Annotated in this window: 12 protein-coding genes and 1 pseudogene; 9 read left to right on the top strand and 4 right to left on the bottom strand. The window is 72.4% G+C overall.

Features of this window, described 5'->3' with window-relative positions; genetic code table 11:
* Window positions 1–135: 135 nt before the first annotated feature.
* Together AB1460_RS00065 and AB1460_RS00060 are read right to left on the bottom strand one after the other, a co-directional pair.
* On the bottom strand, window positions 136–987 hold the full coding sequence (locus AB1460_RS00065) for a lipase family alpha/beta hydrolase (RefSeq protein WP_368958471.1): 852 nt from the start codon (window positions 985–987) through the stop codon (window positions 136–138).
* Between the two features lie 99 nt (window positions 988–1086).
* On the bottom strand, window positions 1087–2583 hold the full coding sequence (locus tag AB1460_RS00060) for a carboxyl transferase domain-containing protein (RefSeq protein ID WP_368958470.1): 1497 nt from the start codon (window positions 2581–2583) through the stop codon (window positions 1087–1089).
* 264 nt (window positions 2584–2847) lie between these two features.
* Here AB1460_RS00060 and AB1460_RS00055 point away from each other — a divergent pair, with 264 nt between their 5' ends.
* The 6 genes from AB1460_RS00055 (at window position 2848) to AB1460_RS00030 (ending at window position 10337) form a co-directional block, all read left to right on the top strand.
* A complete protein-coding gene (locus AB1460_RS00055; protein ID WP_368958469.1) occupies window positions 2848–4569 on the top strand; it encodes a protein kinase domain-containing protein in 1722 nt (573 codons plus the stop codon).
* A gap of 452 nt (window positions 4570–5021) precedes the next feature.
* The gene (gene sucC / locus AB1460_RS00050) at window positions 5022–6188 is read left to right on the top strand and encodes an ADP-forming succinate--CoA ligase subunit beta (RefSeq protein ID WP_368958468.1); all 1167 of its coding nucleotides are present in this window, start codon (window positions 5022–5024) and stop codon (window positions 6186–6188) included.
* Window positions 6189–6210: 22 nt separating this feature from the next.
* Window positions 6211–7083, top strand: coding sequence for a succinate--CoA ligase subunit alpha (gene sucD / locus AB1460_RS00045; protein ID WP_368958467.1), 873 nt, complete (start codon window positions 6211–6213; stop codon window positions 7081–7083).
* Between the two features lie 208 nt (window positions 7084–7291).
* Window positions 7292–8146, top strand: coding sequence for a hypothetical protein (locus tag AB1460_RS00040; RefSeq protein WP_368958466.1), 855 nt, complete (start codon window positions 7292–7294; stop codon window positions 8144–8146).
* Entirely contained in the window at window positions 8121–8696 is a 576-nt protein-coding gene (locus tag AB1460_RS00035) for a hypothetical protein (RefSeq protein WP_368958465.1), read from the top strand. Before AB1460_RS00040 ends, AB1460_RS00035 begins: the two co-directional genes overlap by 26 nt.
* A gap of 228 nt (window positions 8697–8924) precedes the next feature.
* Window positions 8925–10337, top strand: a complete 1413-nt coding sequence (locus AB1460_RS00030) for a DUF6350 family protein (protein WP_368958464.1) — start codon at window positions 8925–8927, stop codon at window positions 10335–10337.
* Here the strand turns inward: AB1460_RS00030 and AB1460_RS00025 are convergent.
* A complete protein-coding gene (locus tag AB1460_RS00025) occupies window positions 10238–10843 on the bottom strand; it encodes a hypothetical protein (RefSeq protein WP_368958463.1) in 606 nt (201 codons plus the stop codon). The two genes, AB1460_RS00030 and AB1460_RS00025, sit on opposite strands and share 100 nt — an antisense overlap.
* A 160-nt stretch (window positions 10844–11003) precedes the next feature.
* On the opposite strand from AB1460_RS00025, the gene AB1460_RS00020 reads away from it, so the two are divergent.
* The 3 genes and pseudogenes from AB1460_RS00020 to purH all read left to right on the top strand — a co-directional run bounded on the left by AB1460_RS00020 (window position 11004) and on the right by purH (window position 14164).
* Window positions 11004–11612: a helix-turn-helix transcriptional regulator gene (locus AB1460_RS00020; RefSeq protein WP_368958462.1), complete on the top strand. Its 609-nt coding sequence runs from the start codon at window positions 11004–11006 to the stop codon at window positions 11610–11612.
* Window positions 11613–11818: 206 nt separating this feature from the next.
* A pseudogene (gene purN / locus AB1460_RS00015) lies at window positions 11819–12370 on the top strand (phosphoribosylglycinamide formyltransferase); the annotation flags it as partial.
* A 126-nt stretch (window positions 12371–12496) separates the two neighbouring features.
* Window positions 12497–14164: a bifunctional phosphoribosylaminoimidazolecarboxamide formyltransferase/IMP cyclohydrolase gene (purH, locus tag AB1460_RS00010; protein WP_368958656.1), complete on the top strand. Its 1668-nt coding sequence runs from the start codon at window positions 12497–12499 to the stop codon at window positions 14162–14164.
* Window positions 14165–14397: 233 nt separating this feature from the next.
* On the opposite strand, the gene AB1460_RS00005 is transcribed toward purH, so the two are convergent.
* On the bottom strand, window positions 14398–14718 hold the full coding sequence (locus AB1460_RS00005) for a hypothetical protein (RefSeq protein WP_071083921.1): 321 nt from the start codon (window positions 14716–14718) through the stop codon (window positions 14398–14400).
* Between the last annotated feature and the right edge of the window lie 503 nt (window positions 14719–15221).

Raw genomic sequence — 15221 nt, 5'->3', positions numbered from 1 at the left:
GCGGGGCATCTCTGCGTCGGCGTTCTCCGTGCTCGGATCTCGGGAACTGCGGTCGCGTCAACGCGCACTCCCATGGTCGCAAGGCACCCGCCGGAGGACCGGAGGGAGGAGGGATCCCATAAACCGAGGAGGAGGCTACACCGTCTGTTTCGGACAGATGCTTCCAACTAGCCGCAAAGGTGTAGCACCTTCGTGCCGATCTGCGGACGTCCGTGCCGGCGTGGGGGTGGGTGCGAGCACACCGGCGATCATGTGTGCGACCGCGCTGCTGAACGGCAGACTGTGGTGGCCAGCCCCGTCCACCAGGATGTTCTCGGCGATCAGATCGGGGTGGATGAGCCTCGCCTCGTCTGGACGGACGATCGTGTCCAGGCCCCCCGCGACAGCGACGAAGCGGGTTCCGACCCCGGGTGCCGGCTCGTCGAGGTCACGCAGCAGCGACGATCCTGGCCGCAGTTGGGCCAGGACCCGGTACGCGGCCACCCGGGGGAGCCGGCGGGCGAGCCGGGTCCCGTTGTGTGGCGTCGCCAGCGTGACCAGTGTGTGGACGTGGTCGCCGCCGCCAAGCCGCTGCACGTAGTAGCGGGCCACGAGCCCGCCGAGGGAATGAGCGACGATGTGCACGCCGGGATGCCCGTGCCGCCCGACGACCTGGCGGACCGTCTCGGCGAGCTGCTCCGCCGCGGCCTCGACACTGGTCGCGAACAGTGGGACATCGATCTCCGTCACGGTCGTGAAGCCGCGCCGGCGCAGGGAGCGCTCCAGTCGGGCGAACACCGACCGGTTGTCGACCAGGCCGTGCACCAGCAGCACCGGTGTGCGCGCGGTCGTCGGGTCCCCGACGATCAGCCCGCGCTGCAGGGGAGTCAGATCGCCGAGGCGGTAGTGGTCGGCCGGGCCGCCGTCGCGCCGGCGCCCGATCACGGCGGCCGGGTAGAGCACGGCGTGGGTGGCGATGCAGGCCGCCTCGACCACGAGCCCCTTCACCCCGTCGAGCTGGGGCGCTGCGATCCGGGTGAACAGCCGGGTGTCGATGACCGTCCCCTTCGTGCGGGCCTGCGTTGGTGGCAGGGCGGGTGACCGACGCTACTGAAAGCCACCCAAGCCTGTCGACCATTTTGCTCTTCTTGCCGCAAGGCGGACGCTGCTGTCACCCCTGGTAAGCGCCTGCAGGTGATCCCTGACGGGGTGTGTCAGACCGGGCAGATCGGTGTCGCTGCGGGCGAGGACGCCGTCCGCGAAGCCCAACCTGGTCAGATCGCTGGGAAGCAGGCCCGCGCTGTCCGCGGCCGCGGCCGGGGTGATCCGCAGGGTGGTGGCTGCGCCCTCCGGTGACAGAGCGGTCAGATAGCTGTCGGGAGACAGCAGGACGACGTCGGTGCAGCAGGCAGCGAGCGCACCCCCGGAGCCGCCCTCGCCAAGAACGATCGAGATTGTCGGGGAGGGACAGTCGAGCACGGCTGCCATCGCCGCGCCGATCTCCCTCGCGACACCGCCCGCCTCGGCCACCGGCCCGCAGGCCGCTCCGGGCGTGTCGACCAGGGTGAGCAGGGGCAGACCCAGCCGCCCGGCGAGGTCGGCCGCGCGGGTGAGCAGGCGGTAGCCGTCCGGGCCGGGTGCCTCGTCGCGTCCGGCCGCCAGCGCGACTCCGACAACCGGTGTGCCGGCCAGCCGGCCGGCCCGGGCCCGCACGGTCCGGTCCGGTCCGGCCAGGTCCACGCCGTCGGGCAGCAGGTCGCCAAGGATGATCCCGGCGGCCCGGCGGGGCCCGCGCCGCGCGACCTGCACCTGTTCCCACCCGCCGCGGTGGTCTTCCGCATGACCGTTCTCGCCGCCGCCGCCGCGGCCGCGGCCGCTGTCGCCGCTGTCGCCGCTGTCGCCGCTGTCGCCGCTGTCGGCCGGAGTTCCGTGGGCGACCGCGGTGGCCGGTCCCGGGGGCCCGACCGAGCACAGCGCCCGACGGAGCCAGTCCGCGACCTCGGACGGCTCGACGGCTGCGTCCACCAGCCCCGCAGCCTGGGCGGACAGCGCGGTGTGACTGTTCGGCGGGGGCAGTTCACCGGTCACGGCGGCGACGACCCTGGGTCCGGCGAAGCCGACGGTCGCGCCGAGGACCGCGCAGCGCAGATCGGCCCGGGACCCCACGGTGACCCACATGCCGCCGGTCGTGGGGTGGTCCGACACAGCGATGTGCGCGAGGCCGGCGCGGGTCACCTCGCCGAGGGCGAGGGAGACCCGGGCCAGGCCCACGAGCCCGGCGACGCCTTCCTGCAGTCGGGTCCCGCCACTGCGGACGAGGGACACCAGCGGCAGGGCGCCGGCGACCGCCGCCCCGGCCGCGGCGGTGAACGCGGCCGCGTCGGCCTCACCGAAGCTGCCCCCGTGGACGGTGAAGTCCCATACCGCGACAACCGCCGGCACCCCCTGGACCGGGCCGGTTCCCCACCACAGCGCCGACCGGCCGTCGTAGTCCGGCCAGTGCAGGCGGTTGGGCGCGCCCGGGCTGGCGGGCCGGCGAATGACATCGGCCAGCAGCGAGATCCGCCAGTCCGTGGCCGGTGGGATGCTCCTGCGTTGCGCCATGCCTACAGATGTTCGCTGGTGCCGGGGCCAGCGGTGCCACGCTGTGTGGGATCGGTCTCGCGTGGGTACCCCGCCGGCACGGGCAGTGGTCGGTCCGTCCGGTATGCGCCTCGCGGGTGCCGTCACGAATACTCCGTCCGCGGTCGCCGTGTCGGTCGCCGCCCGTCGCAGACCACTTCCTCATGCGTCATAGGGTTCGGAATACTCTGGTCTGCTCTGCTCCTGGAGCGGTCATGTTCGGTGCAGGCCCGGGCGAGGGGAGTCATGCTCACACCGCTGACGGAGGAAGACCCGAGACAGGTTGGCCGCTACCGGCTGCACAACCGCATCGGTTCCGGTGGCATGGGAACCGTCTATCTCGGCTTCACTCCGGATTCCGAACCGGTCGCGGTCAAGGTGGCGGCCGCTGAGCTGTCCGAGGACGCCGAGTTCCGGTTCCGCTTCGAGCGTGAGGTCCGTGCGGCGCTGCGGGTGCGCGGCGGAGCCGTGGCCAGCGTGCTCGACGCGGACACGACCGCGTCCCAGCCGTGGATGGTGACCGAGTACGTCGAAGGTGTGAACCTGGCCGACGCCGTCCGTCGCCGGGGGCGGCTGGAACCCCACCTGGTGCGCGGGCTGGCGGTCGGGCTCGCGGACGCGCTGGTGGCCATTCACTCGGTGGGCGTTGTCCACCGTGACCTGAAGCCGTCGAACATCCTGCTGGCCTGGGACGGCCCGAAGGTCATCGACTTCGGGATCGCCCAGCTCACCGACAGCGCGACGCTCACGCGCAGCGGCCACGTCATCGGCACTCTCGCGTGGATGGCGCCCGAGCAGATGCGCGGCGAGGCAGCCGGTACCGCTGCCGACGTCTTCGCCTGGGCGAGCTGCGTGACCTACGCTGCGACCGGCCGGCACCCCTTCCACGCGGAGGCTCCCGACCTGCTGGCGCAGCGCGTCCAGCGTGACGAGCCCGATCTCGACCATCTCCCCGGCTACCTGCGCGGGCTGGTCGCCCAGGCGCTGTCGAAGGCACCGCAGGCCCGGCCGGGCCCGGCCGGTGTGCTGGCCGCGCTGGTCGGCCACGAGGTCCACGGCGTCGCCGACGCGGACCGGGCCGCCGGCTCCGTCCTGGAACAGACCTGGACGGGCCCGTCTCCCGCCTTCGGGGTCTCCGCTCCCGATTCGCCGACCCCGGCGCGACCGGCTCCGGTCGCGAGCCCGCAGCCGCCGCAGCGCGCGGGGCCCGTCGGCCCGCCGCCCCCGGCGTCGTCCTTCCGCGCCACCTCCGGCCCGGGTGTCGCGGGGCGGGGCACGAGTCCGTCGTGGGGCCCGGCACGCGACTCGGCACGACAGCCGCAGCCGGCCCATCCCGTCCCGCCGGCCAGCCCCCCGTCGTTCTCCGAGCCGGCGGCGCGGGTGCCGATGTCGCCGCCGAGCTACCCGCTGCCGACGTCGCCGCCCGGAAGCCCGCTGCCGGGAAGCCCGCTGCCGGGAAACCGGCCGCAGGGAAGCTCCCTGCCCGGTGGACCGCCGGCCGTCGGGTGGGAGCAGCACCGCCAGGGAAAGGGAGAGCCCCCGAGCCACGGCGAGCCGACCTTCCGCCCGGCTGATGCCGTCCCGCTCACCGCGCCGCCGGATCCGCGGTCCTGGCAGGTGGGGCAGGGCCCGGATCCGTCGGGAGCGGTGGCTGGGCTGCCGTCCGGGCCGCGGGTCGTCGGGCCGCCACCTGCGCCGCCCGGCCCGCGCATGGCAGGGGTGGCAGGGGTGCGGACCCGGCTGTTGGAGCAGTGGAACACGTGCGCGCTGCTCTCTCTTGCCCTCGGCATCCTGTGGATCTTCGGGGTGGGCAGCATCGCCGCGGTGGTTCTGGGCCTGGTCGCCCGGCTGCAGCTGCGCCGTCGTCCGCGGCGCGGGACGTTCGCCGCCACGCTCGGCATCGGTTTGGGCTGGCTCGGCATCGTGAGTGCTCTTGTCATCGGCACCGCGGTCTGGGCGGTTTTCTGACCGATAACGCGGATCTGACTGCGTTCGCCCCTCCGTAGGCTGATCAGTGTGCGGATCGGGGCGTGTGAGATCGGACATATCAACGTCCACCGTCGGGCTATGGGAACGTGCGGCCTCCGGCAGGGTCGGAGCCCGGTGACTGTCCGCCACGCGGCGTGCTGTTGGGTGGTGCCCCTTCGGTTGCCGGTGCCGGCGGCCGTCCGTGCCGCGAATTGAACCGAAACATGCCTGTCTGACGCGGTTCTGCGTGCGTGGGAGCCGCCACGAAAGCGCCCGGGCCCACTGGGCCGAGGGTCCCCTGTGACGGGGTGGGGTCGGGGGTGCCGCGGTCAGGGAGGTGACCGGGATCAACGTCGGCCCGCTGTCCGGCTCCGAGCGTCCCAGGAGCCTCGTCAGTAGGCTCGCAGGCGTTCTGTGCATCCCCTGACCGACCGCATCCGACTGGACGGACCGTGGATCTCTTCGAATACCAGGCGAAGAAGCTTTTCGCCGAACATGGCGTACCGGTACCCACCGGGAGGATTGCCACAACCCCTGAACAGGCACGTGAGATCGCGACCGAGCTTGGCGGCAAGGTGGTCGTCAAGGCTCAGGTCAAGGCCGGAGGCCGCGGCAAGGCCGGCGGTGTGAAGGTCGCCGACGGACCGGACGACGCGTTCGCGAAGGCGTCGGCGATCCTGGGGATGGACATCAAGGGCCACACGGTCCACTCCGTCCTCGTCGAGCAGGCGAGCAACATCGCCGAGGAGTACTACGCCTCCTTCCTGCTCGACCGCGCCAACCGGACCTTCCTGGCCATGGCCTCCCGCGAGGGCGGCATGGAGATCGAGGAGGTCGCGGCCACCAACCCCGCTGCCCTGGCGCGCATCCACATCGACCCGCTGACCGGCGTCGACGCGGCGAAGGCCCGCGAGATCGCGGTCGCGGCCAAGCTGCCGGAAGCGGCGCTCGACGGCGCCTCCACGCTGCTGGTGAAGCTGTGGGAGGTGTTCGTCAGGTCCGACGCCACGCTGGTCGAGGTGAACCCGCTGATCCTCACCGGTGACGGCCGGGTCATCGCGCTCGACGGCAAGGTCAGCCTGGACGAGAACGCGGACTTCCGGCACCCGGAGAACGCCGAGCTCGTCGACGTCGGCGCCGTCGACCCGCTGGAGCAGAAGGCGAAGGAGAAGGGCCTCAACTACGTCAAGCTCGAGGGCCAGGTCGGCATCATCGGTAACGGTGCCGGCCTTGTCATGTCGACGCTGGACGTCGTGACCTACGCCGGTGAGGAGTTCGGTGGCCAGCGGCCGGCGAACTTCCTCGACATCGGCGGTGGCGCGTCGGCCGAGGTCATGGCGAACGGTCTGTCGATCATCCTGAGCGACCCGTCCGTCAAGAGCGTCTTCGTCAACATCTTCGGTGGGATCACGGCCTGCGACGCCGTCGCGAACGGCATCGTCCAGGCTCTCGCCATCGTCGGAGACGTCACCACCCCGCTGGTGGTGCGCCTCGACGGCAACAACGCCGAGGAGGGCCGCCGGATTCTGAAGGAGGCCAACCTCGCGGTGGTCAAGCCGGTGGACACGATGGACGGCGCGGCGAAGCTCGCCGCCGAGCTCGCCGCGGCTGCGGCCTGACCTGGGTCGGAGGACACAACCGATGGCAATCTGGCTTGACGAGAACAGTCGCGTGGTGGTGCAGGGCATCACCGGCGGCGAGGGCAGCAAGCACACCCGGCGGATGCTGGCCGCGGGCACCAAGGTCGTCGCCGGTGTGAACGCGCGCAAGGTCGGTCAGCAGGTCGAGGGCGTTCCGGTCTTCGGGTCGGTGGCCGACGCCATGGCCGAGACCGGCGCGAACGTCTCCGTGATCTTCGTTCCCCCGAAGTTCACGAAGGACGCCGCGATCGAGGCCGTCGACGCCTCGATCCCGCTCGCCGTTGTGATCACCGAGGGCGTTCCGGTGCATGACACCACCGAGTTCTTTGCCTACTCCCAGTCAAAGGGCACGACTCGGATCATCGGCCCGAACTGCCCGGGTATCGCAAGCCCTGGCGTGTCGAACGCCGGCATCATCCCCGCCGACATCACCCCAGGTGGGCGGATCGGTCTGGTGAGCAAGAGCGGCACGCTCACCTACCAGATGATGTACGAACTTCGTGAGTTCGGGTTTAGCACATGCGTCGGTATCGGTGGCGACCCTGTCATCGGGACGACACATATTGATGCTCTCGACGCCTTCGAGGCCGATCCCGCCACCGCGGCGATCGTCATGATTGGCGAGATCGGTGGAGATGCCGAGGAGCGCGCGGCGGCCCACATCGAGGCGCACGTGACGAAGCCCGTCGTCGGCTACGTCGCGGGTTTCACCGCCCCGGAGGGCAAGACGATGGGCCACGCCGGCGCCATCGTCTCCGGCTCCTCGGGCACCGCGCAGGCGAAGAAGGAGGCTCTGGAGAAGGCCGGCGTGCGCGTCGGCAAGACCCCGAGCGAAACCGCACGGCTGATGGCTGACATCATGCGGTCGCTGTAACACTGTTCGCGGGGGGTCTTCTTCTGCCACGAGGGAGGCCCCCGCGTCGGGCGGTCCAGGAGTTTTTGGGTCGCGGGGCGGGGGGCGCGGACGCGAACGCTTTCCGTCTTGCGGCCTTGCTGTAAGACTCCTGTTGCGGTCAGGATGGGTCGTGGGAAGATGGTCGGCCCACCTGACCGACCGACCAGACGAAGTGGGGATTCCTGTCGTGGTACAAATCGGTGGTCGTAGCGTCGCGACCAACGACGTCGGTGTGATCGGCGCCGGCGCCGCAACGTTCATCTTCAGTTTCCTGCCGTGGTTCTCCATTAGCACGGACTTCTTCGGCTCATCCGTTTCGGACAGCGCGAACGGGTGGAGCACCGATCTAGGCGGCTGGTTCTGGGGCTGGCTGGCGATCCTGCTGCTGGTCGCGGTGGCGGGCCTCGTCGCGGCGCTGACGTTCGCCAACCTGCGTCTGCCCACGCTGCCCGTCCCGCTGACCGCGGTGCTGGCCGGTGCGTCCGGCCTGGCGGTGCTCCTGCTCATCATCCGCTGGATCGCCTACCCGTCCGTCCCGAGCAGCTACGACGGCGGGCCCTCCTTCGGCCTGTTCATCGTCCTCATCGCGGCCATCGTGCAGACGGTGTTCAACGTGCTGAACCTGCGCGCCGGGTCCGGTGCCGCCGGTAGCCCCCCGCAGTCCGGTGGTGGCTACCCGGGCCAGAACCAGCCGCCCTACGGCCAGCCGCCCGCCGGGTACGGTCAGCCGTACGGTCAGCAGCAGCAGCCCGGCTACGGGCAGCCGCCGACGGGTGGGTACGGCCAGCAGCAGCCTGGTGGCTACGGCCAGCAGCCGCCGCAGGGCTACGGTCAGCAGCCGCCGCAGGGCTACGGTCAGCAGCCCCCGCAGGGCGGCTATGGCCAGCAGCAGCCCGGCTACGGGCAGCCGCCGACGGGTGGGTACGGCCAGCAGCAGCCTGGTGGCTACGGCCAGCAGCCGCCACAGGGCGGCTATGGCCAGCAGCAGCCGGGATACGGCCAGCAGCAGCCCGGCTATGGTCAGCCGCCCTCCGACCGCTGAGCCGATCCGCCGGCCGCCACCAGCCCTCGCCGTTCCGATGAGCGAGGGCACCGGTGCGCGCTCCGGCGACCAGTTCGGCCCTGGCCTGGCCAGGACGGGAATCCTCGCTGGTGGTCTCCTTGTCGTCCTGTCGGTCTTCCTGCCCTGGTCCGTCCCGGTCGACAGCTCCTACCGGAGCTCCGCCGCCGGATCGGATCTCGGCCTTGCGGCGATCCTGGCAATGGGCCTCGGCGCCGGGCTGACCTCCGTGGTCGTCCTGCCGACGGCGGCGCGGCGGATCCCTGCCCTGGGCCGGCTGGCCGCCCGCGGGCGGCTCCCGGTGCCGGCCGCCGGCACGGCCGTGCTGGTGGCCGGTGGCGCCGTGCTGGCCGTCGTGGTCGTCTGGCTGACGATGCCCGCCTTCGTCGATCCGGTCCTGCCCGCCCGCTCCATGGCGGGCAGGGCACGGATGCCCGCCACCGCCGGTGCCGGGCTGTACGCGGCCCTGGCTGGCACCGGCGCCGAGCTGGCTGCCTGCGCCTGGGCCGTGCGGCGCTCGCGGCGGCCGTAGGCTTGCTTGTACATGGCCGTGGGGCAGCCGCGGCAAGGGCCGGCCGGTGGCCCAGTGCCGGGCGGCCGGTGAACACGCCACCTGAGTGGGGGTGCAGGGCCGGGAACCTTATCGGCCCGGCCTGCCGGCGTGGGGTTTTCTCCCTGTCCTGTTACCGACGTGAGTCGTTCTCGGCAATCCCGGCGTGTTGTCCCGGAAGTGGTCCTCCGTCCGTGCAAGCCTGCCGGCGTGGCTGCTTTCCTCCGAAACTCCGGTGCGCCGACCGGAGCTGCCCCGGGGGCGCAGCCCGGAAGCAGTCCGACCGAGGAACAGGCCAGGCCCGGCCTCGAGCCGGCGGCCTGGGCGAGCCACGGCCGCTCGGTTCTGAGCGCTGTGGCGACCAGCGCAGCCGGCCTTGTTCTCATCCAGTTCGTCGTGCTCGTCGTGTGGGGGGCGGACACCGGCTCGTCCGCCGGGCCGCAGGACGCCTCGCGGATCGGCGCGGACCTGTGGCTGCTCGCACACGGCGCCACCGTGCGCCTGCCGGGCGGGCCGGTCGACCTGCTTCCCCTCGGCCTCGCACTCCTGCCGATCCTCGCGGCGACGACCGCCGGTCACCGGGCGGCCACCACCGGCCTTGAACGACTCCCACCGGAGCGGGGTCTGCGGCCCCGGGGCCTCGGCCTTCGGCCGGCCCGCCCGCCGCGGGTCGAGACGTCGCCGCCGTGGGGTGCGGTGGTCCGCGATGTCGCGCTTGTGGCAGGTACCCAGACGATCCTCGTCCTCGTGATCGCTCTGATCGTGTCGGCGCCGGCGGCTCGTCCGGACATCTTCTCGGTGCTCGTCGGAGCGCTGTCGTTCAGCCTGACGGGTGCGGCGATCGGCGTACTGTCCGGTTACGGGGCACTGCGGTCGGCCTGGCGCTCGCTGCCGGACTCCGTCCGGGTGCCCGTGGCGGCGGCGCTGGCCGCGTTCACCTCGATGATCGCCGTGTCGGCGTTCGGTGTCGCGCTGGTCCTGGCCGCCACCCTTCCGGAGATCGCGGCGACGGACCGCGAGCTCGAGGCCGGCGTCGTCGGCGGTGTCGGCCTGGCGGCGATCCAGCTCGCGATCCTGCCCAACCTCGTCCTGTGGGCCCTGGCCTACACCCTCGGCCCGGGGTTCGGGACCGGCAGCGGCTTCGTACGGCCCGACGAGGTACACGTGGCGCTGCTTCCCGACCTGCCGGTGTTCGCGGCGCTGCCGCCCGGCCCGCTGCCCCAGGGCGGCTGGCTGGTGCTGGCCGTCGTGCCCGTCATCGCCGGGACGATGCTCGCGCTGTCGGTGCGGCGCGGAACACCCGGGGCCGGCCACCGGAGCCGTCTGGGCCGCATCCTCACCGCGGCTGGTGTCAGCGGGCTGCTGATGATGTTCGCCGCGGCGTCGTCCGCCGGCCGGATCGGGAGCGGGTCGGTGCGCTTCGGGCCGACGGCCTGGTCGGTCGGCCTGGCCGCGGCCGCGGAGCTCACGGTGGTGGCCGTGCTCGTGTCCTGCGTGGCGGAGCTGGCGGCGCGCCGCGCCGGTCAGCCGTTCGAGGTGGGATCGGTGCGGACGGCGTCGTTGAAACGGCGGCTGCAGTCGTCGAGCTCCTGGGCAGAGCGGGCGCCGCGCCGGCATTCCTGATAGTCGTGCAGATCGTCGCCGTGTCGATCGTAGAAGACCCACATCCCGCTGGCGATGGTGAATGCGATCAGCAGCGACAGCGCACCGAGGGCCAGCCCGACGGTCCCGGTGCCACCACCTGCGCCCGCGGCGTCCCCTCCACGCCCGCCACCCAGGCCGCTGCGGCCGCCGCCGCCACGGTTGCGCCGGGCGTGGGCGCGTGCCCGCATGCCCACCACGATCGCGGCGACGCCGACCACCCCGCCGATGATGAAGACGCTCGTGACCAGGGCGAGTGCGCCCAACGCCAGGGCCAGCCGCCCCGTGCCGCGGCCGGGCGGCGGCAGCTGACCGGGGCCGGTGCCGCGACGGGTGTAACGGGCGAGGAGGCCGTCCGGGAACGGCCTGGCAGGCGGTGCCTCCCGCCGGTCCGGCCAGTCGGGTGGTGTCTCGTGGTGGCCCTGCCAGCCTGGCGCCGGGGCGGATCCCGGCGGGCCGACGGGGTCGTGATCAGGCGGGTTGGACACCGATCTCTCCGTTTCCCCGCGGCGCAGCCGGCCTTCGGCGGTCCGGGGCTCGTCCCTGGGACGACATCGTAGGAGTCGGACGGGCGTGGGTCGGCCCGGACCGGAATGTCGGCCCCATCCGGTAGCTTCCGGCTTCTGTTGATCAGATCTGGGAGGTGGGATGCCACGCACCTCGAAGGCGCTGCGGGCCGAGTCGGCCCGGCTGCGCGGGCTCGGCTGGAGCTATCGGCGCATCGCCCTGGAACTGCGCCGTGGCCACCGGCTCAACGCCCGCGTCGCGTACCGGCTGGCGCACGGCTGGACCCAGGAGGACGTCGCCCGCCGGTGGAACGAGCGGTGGCCCGGTGCCGGCGCGGTGAAGACGGGCAAAGTGATCTCCTACTGGGAGGTCTGGCCGGCGCGGGGCGGCCGGGCGCCGTCCGCGCTGACACTGACGCGGCTCGCGGAGCTCTACGACTGCCGGCCGGGCGATCTGCTGGACGGGTTGGACTTCGGCGAGGAGGGGGCCGTGGCCGACGCCGCTCCCGGGCGAACACCGCCGGCCACGGGCGTCGGCGGTGCCCTTCGCCGTTACCGTCGCGAGAACGGTGGCCTGCTCACGGGCGGTGATGACGCGGTTGGTCCGGATGCGGCCGGCGCCACCGGGGTGCGCGGCCGCCGTGCCTGCGACGGCCCTGGCCCCGACGTCGACTGGGTGCGGTCGCCGGCCGCGGTGATGGTGCACCAGGACGGTCCGGAGGCGGGCTGGGGCGGCGGCTGGGCCGCCTGAGGGCGCTTCCTCGGGTGCGGGGAAGCGCACCCGGCCGTTGGCGGCACGGGTGGTGTGCCGGGTGCGTTCCGTGCTGGTCCGGCGTGTCTGGGGCACCGAGAAAGTACATTCGGACCGTTGCCGCTCCGGGCCCGTGCTGGCGGGGGCGTGTGCCCGGTATGCCACCGCCGGTGGGGCCGGTCGTTTCATGATTCACGGAGGGTTGTGTGCCCGCACGTCTAGTGGTCCTTGCCTCGGGGGCGGGCACCACGCTGCAGGCGATCCTGGACGCGTGCGCGGACGAGGCGTTCGACGCGCGCGTGGTCGCGGTGGGTACGGACCGGGCGGGCACCCTCGCGCAGCGTCGTGCCGAGGCTGCCGGGGTACCGGTGTTCACCGTGCGGCTGGAGGACTGCGCCGACCGGGCGGCGTTCAACGCGGCCACCGCCGAGCGGATCGCCGGCTTCGACCCGGATCTGCTGGTGCTCGCCGGTTACATGAAGATCCTCGGATCGCAGGTCATCGGTCGCTTCCCGACGGTGAACACCCATCCGTCCCTGCTCCCGGCCTTCCCGGGAGCGCACGCGGTGCGTGACGCGCTGGCCGCCGGAGTGCGGATCAGCGGGGTGACAGTGCACTGGGTGGACGAGGGCGTCGACACGGGGCCGGTGATCGAGCAGGCGGCCGTCCCGGTCGGCCCCGAGGACGACGAGGACAGTCTGCGGGCCCGGATTCAGGCCGTCGAGCGTGGCCTCTTTGTCGCCGCGATCGGCCGGTTCGTCCGCGGTGAGCTCTCATGGGAGGGCAGGCCGCCGGGAACCACCGCGTCGGGCGGTCCGGCCCCCGAGGTCGAAGCGGTGGAAGCTCATGCCAACGGAGGCATCGTGAACGGTTCTGGAGGGGTCATGTCGGGGGCGTCGACGACCGAGGTCGGGCAGGGCGGCACGGGCGGCGGAGCGGTTCCGGGTGGTGCGCCGCGGGTCGACGCCCCGGGTGAGCTGGTGGCCACCGGTCACCGCCGGCTGCGCCGCGCGCTGGTGAGCGTGTACGACAAGACCGGGCTGGAGGAACTTGCCGCGGCTTTCGTCGACGCCGGTGTCGAGGTGGTGTCAACCGGTTCGACGGCCGACAGCCTGGCCCGCCTGGGCGTGGCCGTCACACCGGTCAGCACCGTCACCGGGTTCCCGGAGGTGCTCGGCGGCCGAGTGAAGACGCTGCATCCCCGCGTGCACGCCGGCCTGCTGGCCGACCTGCGCAACGCCGAGCACGCCGCCGTGCTGGCGGAGCTCGACATCGAGCCCTTCGACCTCCTTGTGGTCAACCTGTACCCGTTCCGGGAGACCGTCGCCTCCGGCGCGAGCGAGGACGAGGCGATCGAGCAGATCGACATCGGCGGGCCGGCCATGCTGAGGGCAGCCGCGAAGAACCACGCCTCCGTGGCGGTGGTCGTCTCTCCAGGCGACTACGGCGACCTCGCCGCCGCCGTCCGTGGATCCGGCTACGACCTGCCCACCCGGCGCCGGCTCGCGGCCCGCGCCTTCGCGCACACGGCGTCCTACGACGCGGCGGTGGCATCCTGGTTCGCCAGCGCGCTGGCACCTGACGACACGGCACAGGAGACTGGCTGGCCGGATGTGCTTGCGGCACAGTGGCACCGCACCAGCGTGCTGCGCTACGGCGAGAACCCGCACCAGCGGGCCGCGCTGTACGTCGGTGAGGACGGCGGCGGCGGGCTCGCCTCGGCGCGGCAGTTGCACGGAAAGCCCATGTCGTACAACAACTACACCGACACGGACGCCGCCTGGCGCTCGGTGTTCGACTTCACCGACCCGGCTGTCGCGGTCATCAAGCACGCCAACCCCTGCGGCATCGCCGTCGCCGCGACCGCGGCCGAAGCGCACCGCAGGGCACACGCCTGCGACCCGGTGTCCGCCTTCGGTGGCGTCATCGCGGTGAACCGCCCGGTCAGTGTCGAGCTGGCCGAGCAGATCGCCGAGATCTTCACCGAGGTCGTTGTCGCGCCCGACTACGAGCCCGGCGCCGTGGAGATCCTCTCCCGCAAGCCGTCAATCCGGCTCCTCGTCTGCGCGCCCCCGCTCCACCCACGGGGCGTGGAGCTGCGGCAGATCTCCGGCGGCCTGCTGCTGCAGTCCCGGGACGCCCTCGACGCCGCGGGCGACGACCCGTCCGGGTGGACCCTGGAAGCGGGCTCTCCGGTGGACGAGGCCACCCTCGCCGACCTCGGCTTCGCCTGGCGCGCGGTGCGCTCGGTCAAGTCGAACGCGATCCTGCTCGCCTCGGCCGGAGCGACTGTCGGCGTCGGGATGGGCCAGGTCAACCGGGTCGACGCCGCCCGCCTGGCCGTCTCCCGCGCCGGTGACCGGGCGAAGGGCGCGGTGGCCTCCAGCGACGCGTTCTTCCCGTTCCCGGACGGCTTCCAGGTGCTTGCCGACGCCGGCGTGCGCGCGGTCGTCGAACCCGGCGGCTCGGTGCGCGACGAGAGCGTCATCGCTGCCGCCCGCGAGGCCGGAGTAAGCCTGTACTTCACCGGGGTGCGCCACTTCGCGCACTGACACCGAGACACCGGTACACCGAGACCCCAGTACACCGAGACACCGGCGGGACGGGGACGGGGACGGGACGTCCGCAGCGCGCGGTTCGTACCCCGTCCGGAGCCTGCCCCGCCTAGGACCGGCCGTCGCCCGTTACTGCGGGCTACGGCGGGGCCGTGGGCGCGGGAGGGGGCAGGCCGGGGATAAGGGGCAGGCCGGGGATAAACCGGGCCGTAGTACGGCCGGGGCGGCGGTCAGGAGGTCGAACCGACCTCGGCGGCAGCCGTCCCGCGCCGGGGCACGGCCGGGCTGCCGTTCGAGGACGCGCTGGTCGGTGTCGCCGGCGTCGTCCCGCCCGGCAGATCCGCAGTGGGCACGTACCGCTGTGCCACCCAGTCGAGCGCCTCTCGCCAGCTCGCCCCGTAAAGGACGGAGATGCGGTCCGCGGTCTGGCGCGCGAGCGCCTGCACGAAGACCCGGTCATCGCTGTCGAGATGGCGGGCGTCGCCGAAGGTCTCCCACGCCCGGAACATCAGTTCCTGAAGCTTCTTGCTGTGCGGCGATTCGTCTGCCACGTCGAACTCCCTACCATTTGGGGACCGCGGCGGCAGTCTCCCCCAGTCGCGCACGACGTGTGCACTCGGGGGGGCTATGTCGTTGGTGGTGGGATGGCATGAGATGGTCGTCTGTAGTGCATGGTGTGTGCTTCGGTAGGGCCTCGAATTCCCTGTGGGCACTGAGGAGTGTCGGTGGCCAGCGAGTTCCGCAGCTCGAAGGCGAATCGGAGTGGCAGGCGTGGCGAGTGTTCGTGTTGTGATGACGTTGGCGTCCACAGGCCCGGAGATACTCGGACGGGGTACCACGCCGGAGCCATCGCGGCACCGGTCGGTTCCGGTGATCCCGGGCCGGTCGTCCGGGAGGAGCCGGCTGTTCGTCGGCTGCTCCCGAGGCTGATGGTCCGCCTTGCCGGCGCCGACCCGGGCTGGCTGCCACGGGGCGGCTCGCCGCCGGGCGGTGGGGTCGGTGGGGTGGGCGGCTGTCTGTCCGCGGCGGGTGGGCGGCGCCTACTGTGTGGGCT

The organism is Parafrankia sp. FMc2 (genome assembly GCF_041008525.1).
Classification (GTDB): domain Bacteria; phylum Actinomycetota; class Actinomycetes; order Frankiales; family Frankiaceae; genus Parafrankia.
Note: the sequence above shows the minus strand (reverse complement) of the source record. Positions and strands in the feature narration are given on the sequence as shown.

Coding starts and splice junctions, on each gene's coding strand:
- AB1460_RS00060 (WP_368958470.1), bottom strand. CDS start 2,583: ATGGCGCAACGCAGGAGCATCCCACCGGCCACGGACTGGCGGATCTCG.
- AB1460_RS00055 (WP_368958469.1), top strand. CDS start 2,848: ATGCTCACACCGCTGACGGAGGAAGACCCGAGACAGGTTGGCCGCTAC.
- sucD (WP_368958467.1), top strand. CDS start 6,211: ATGGCAATCTGGCTTGACGAGAACAGTCGCGTGGTGGTGCAGGGCATC.
- AB1460_RS00035 (WP_368958465.1), top strand. CDS start 8,121: ATGGTCAGCCGCCCTCCGACCGCTGAGCCGATCCGCCGGCCGCCACCA.
- AB1460_RS00020 (WP_368958462.1), top strand. CDS start 11,004: ATGCCACGCACCTCGAAGGCGCTGCGGGCCGAGTCGGCCCGGCTGCGC.
- purH (WP_368958656.1), top strand. CDS start 12,497: ATGTCGGGGGCGTCGACGACCGAGGTCGGGCAGGGCGGCACGGGCGGC.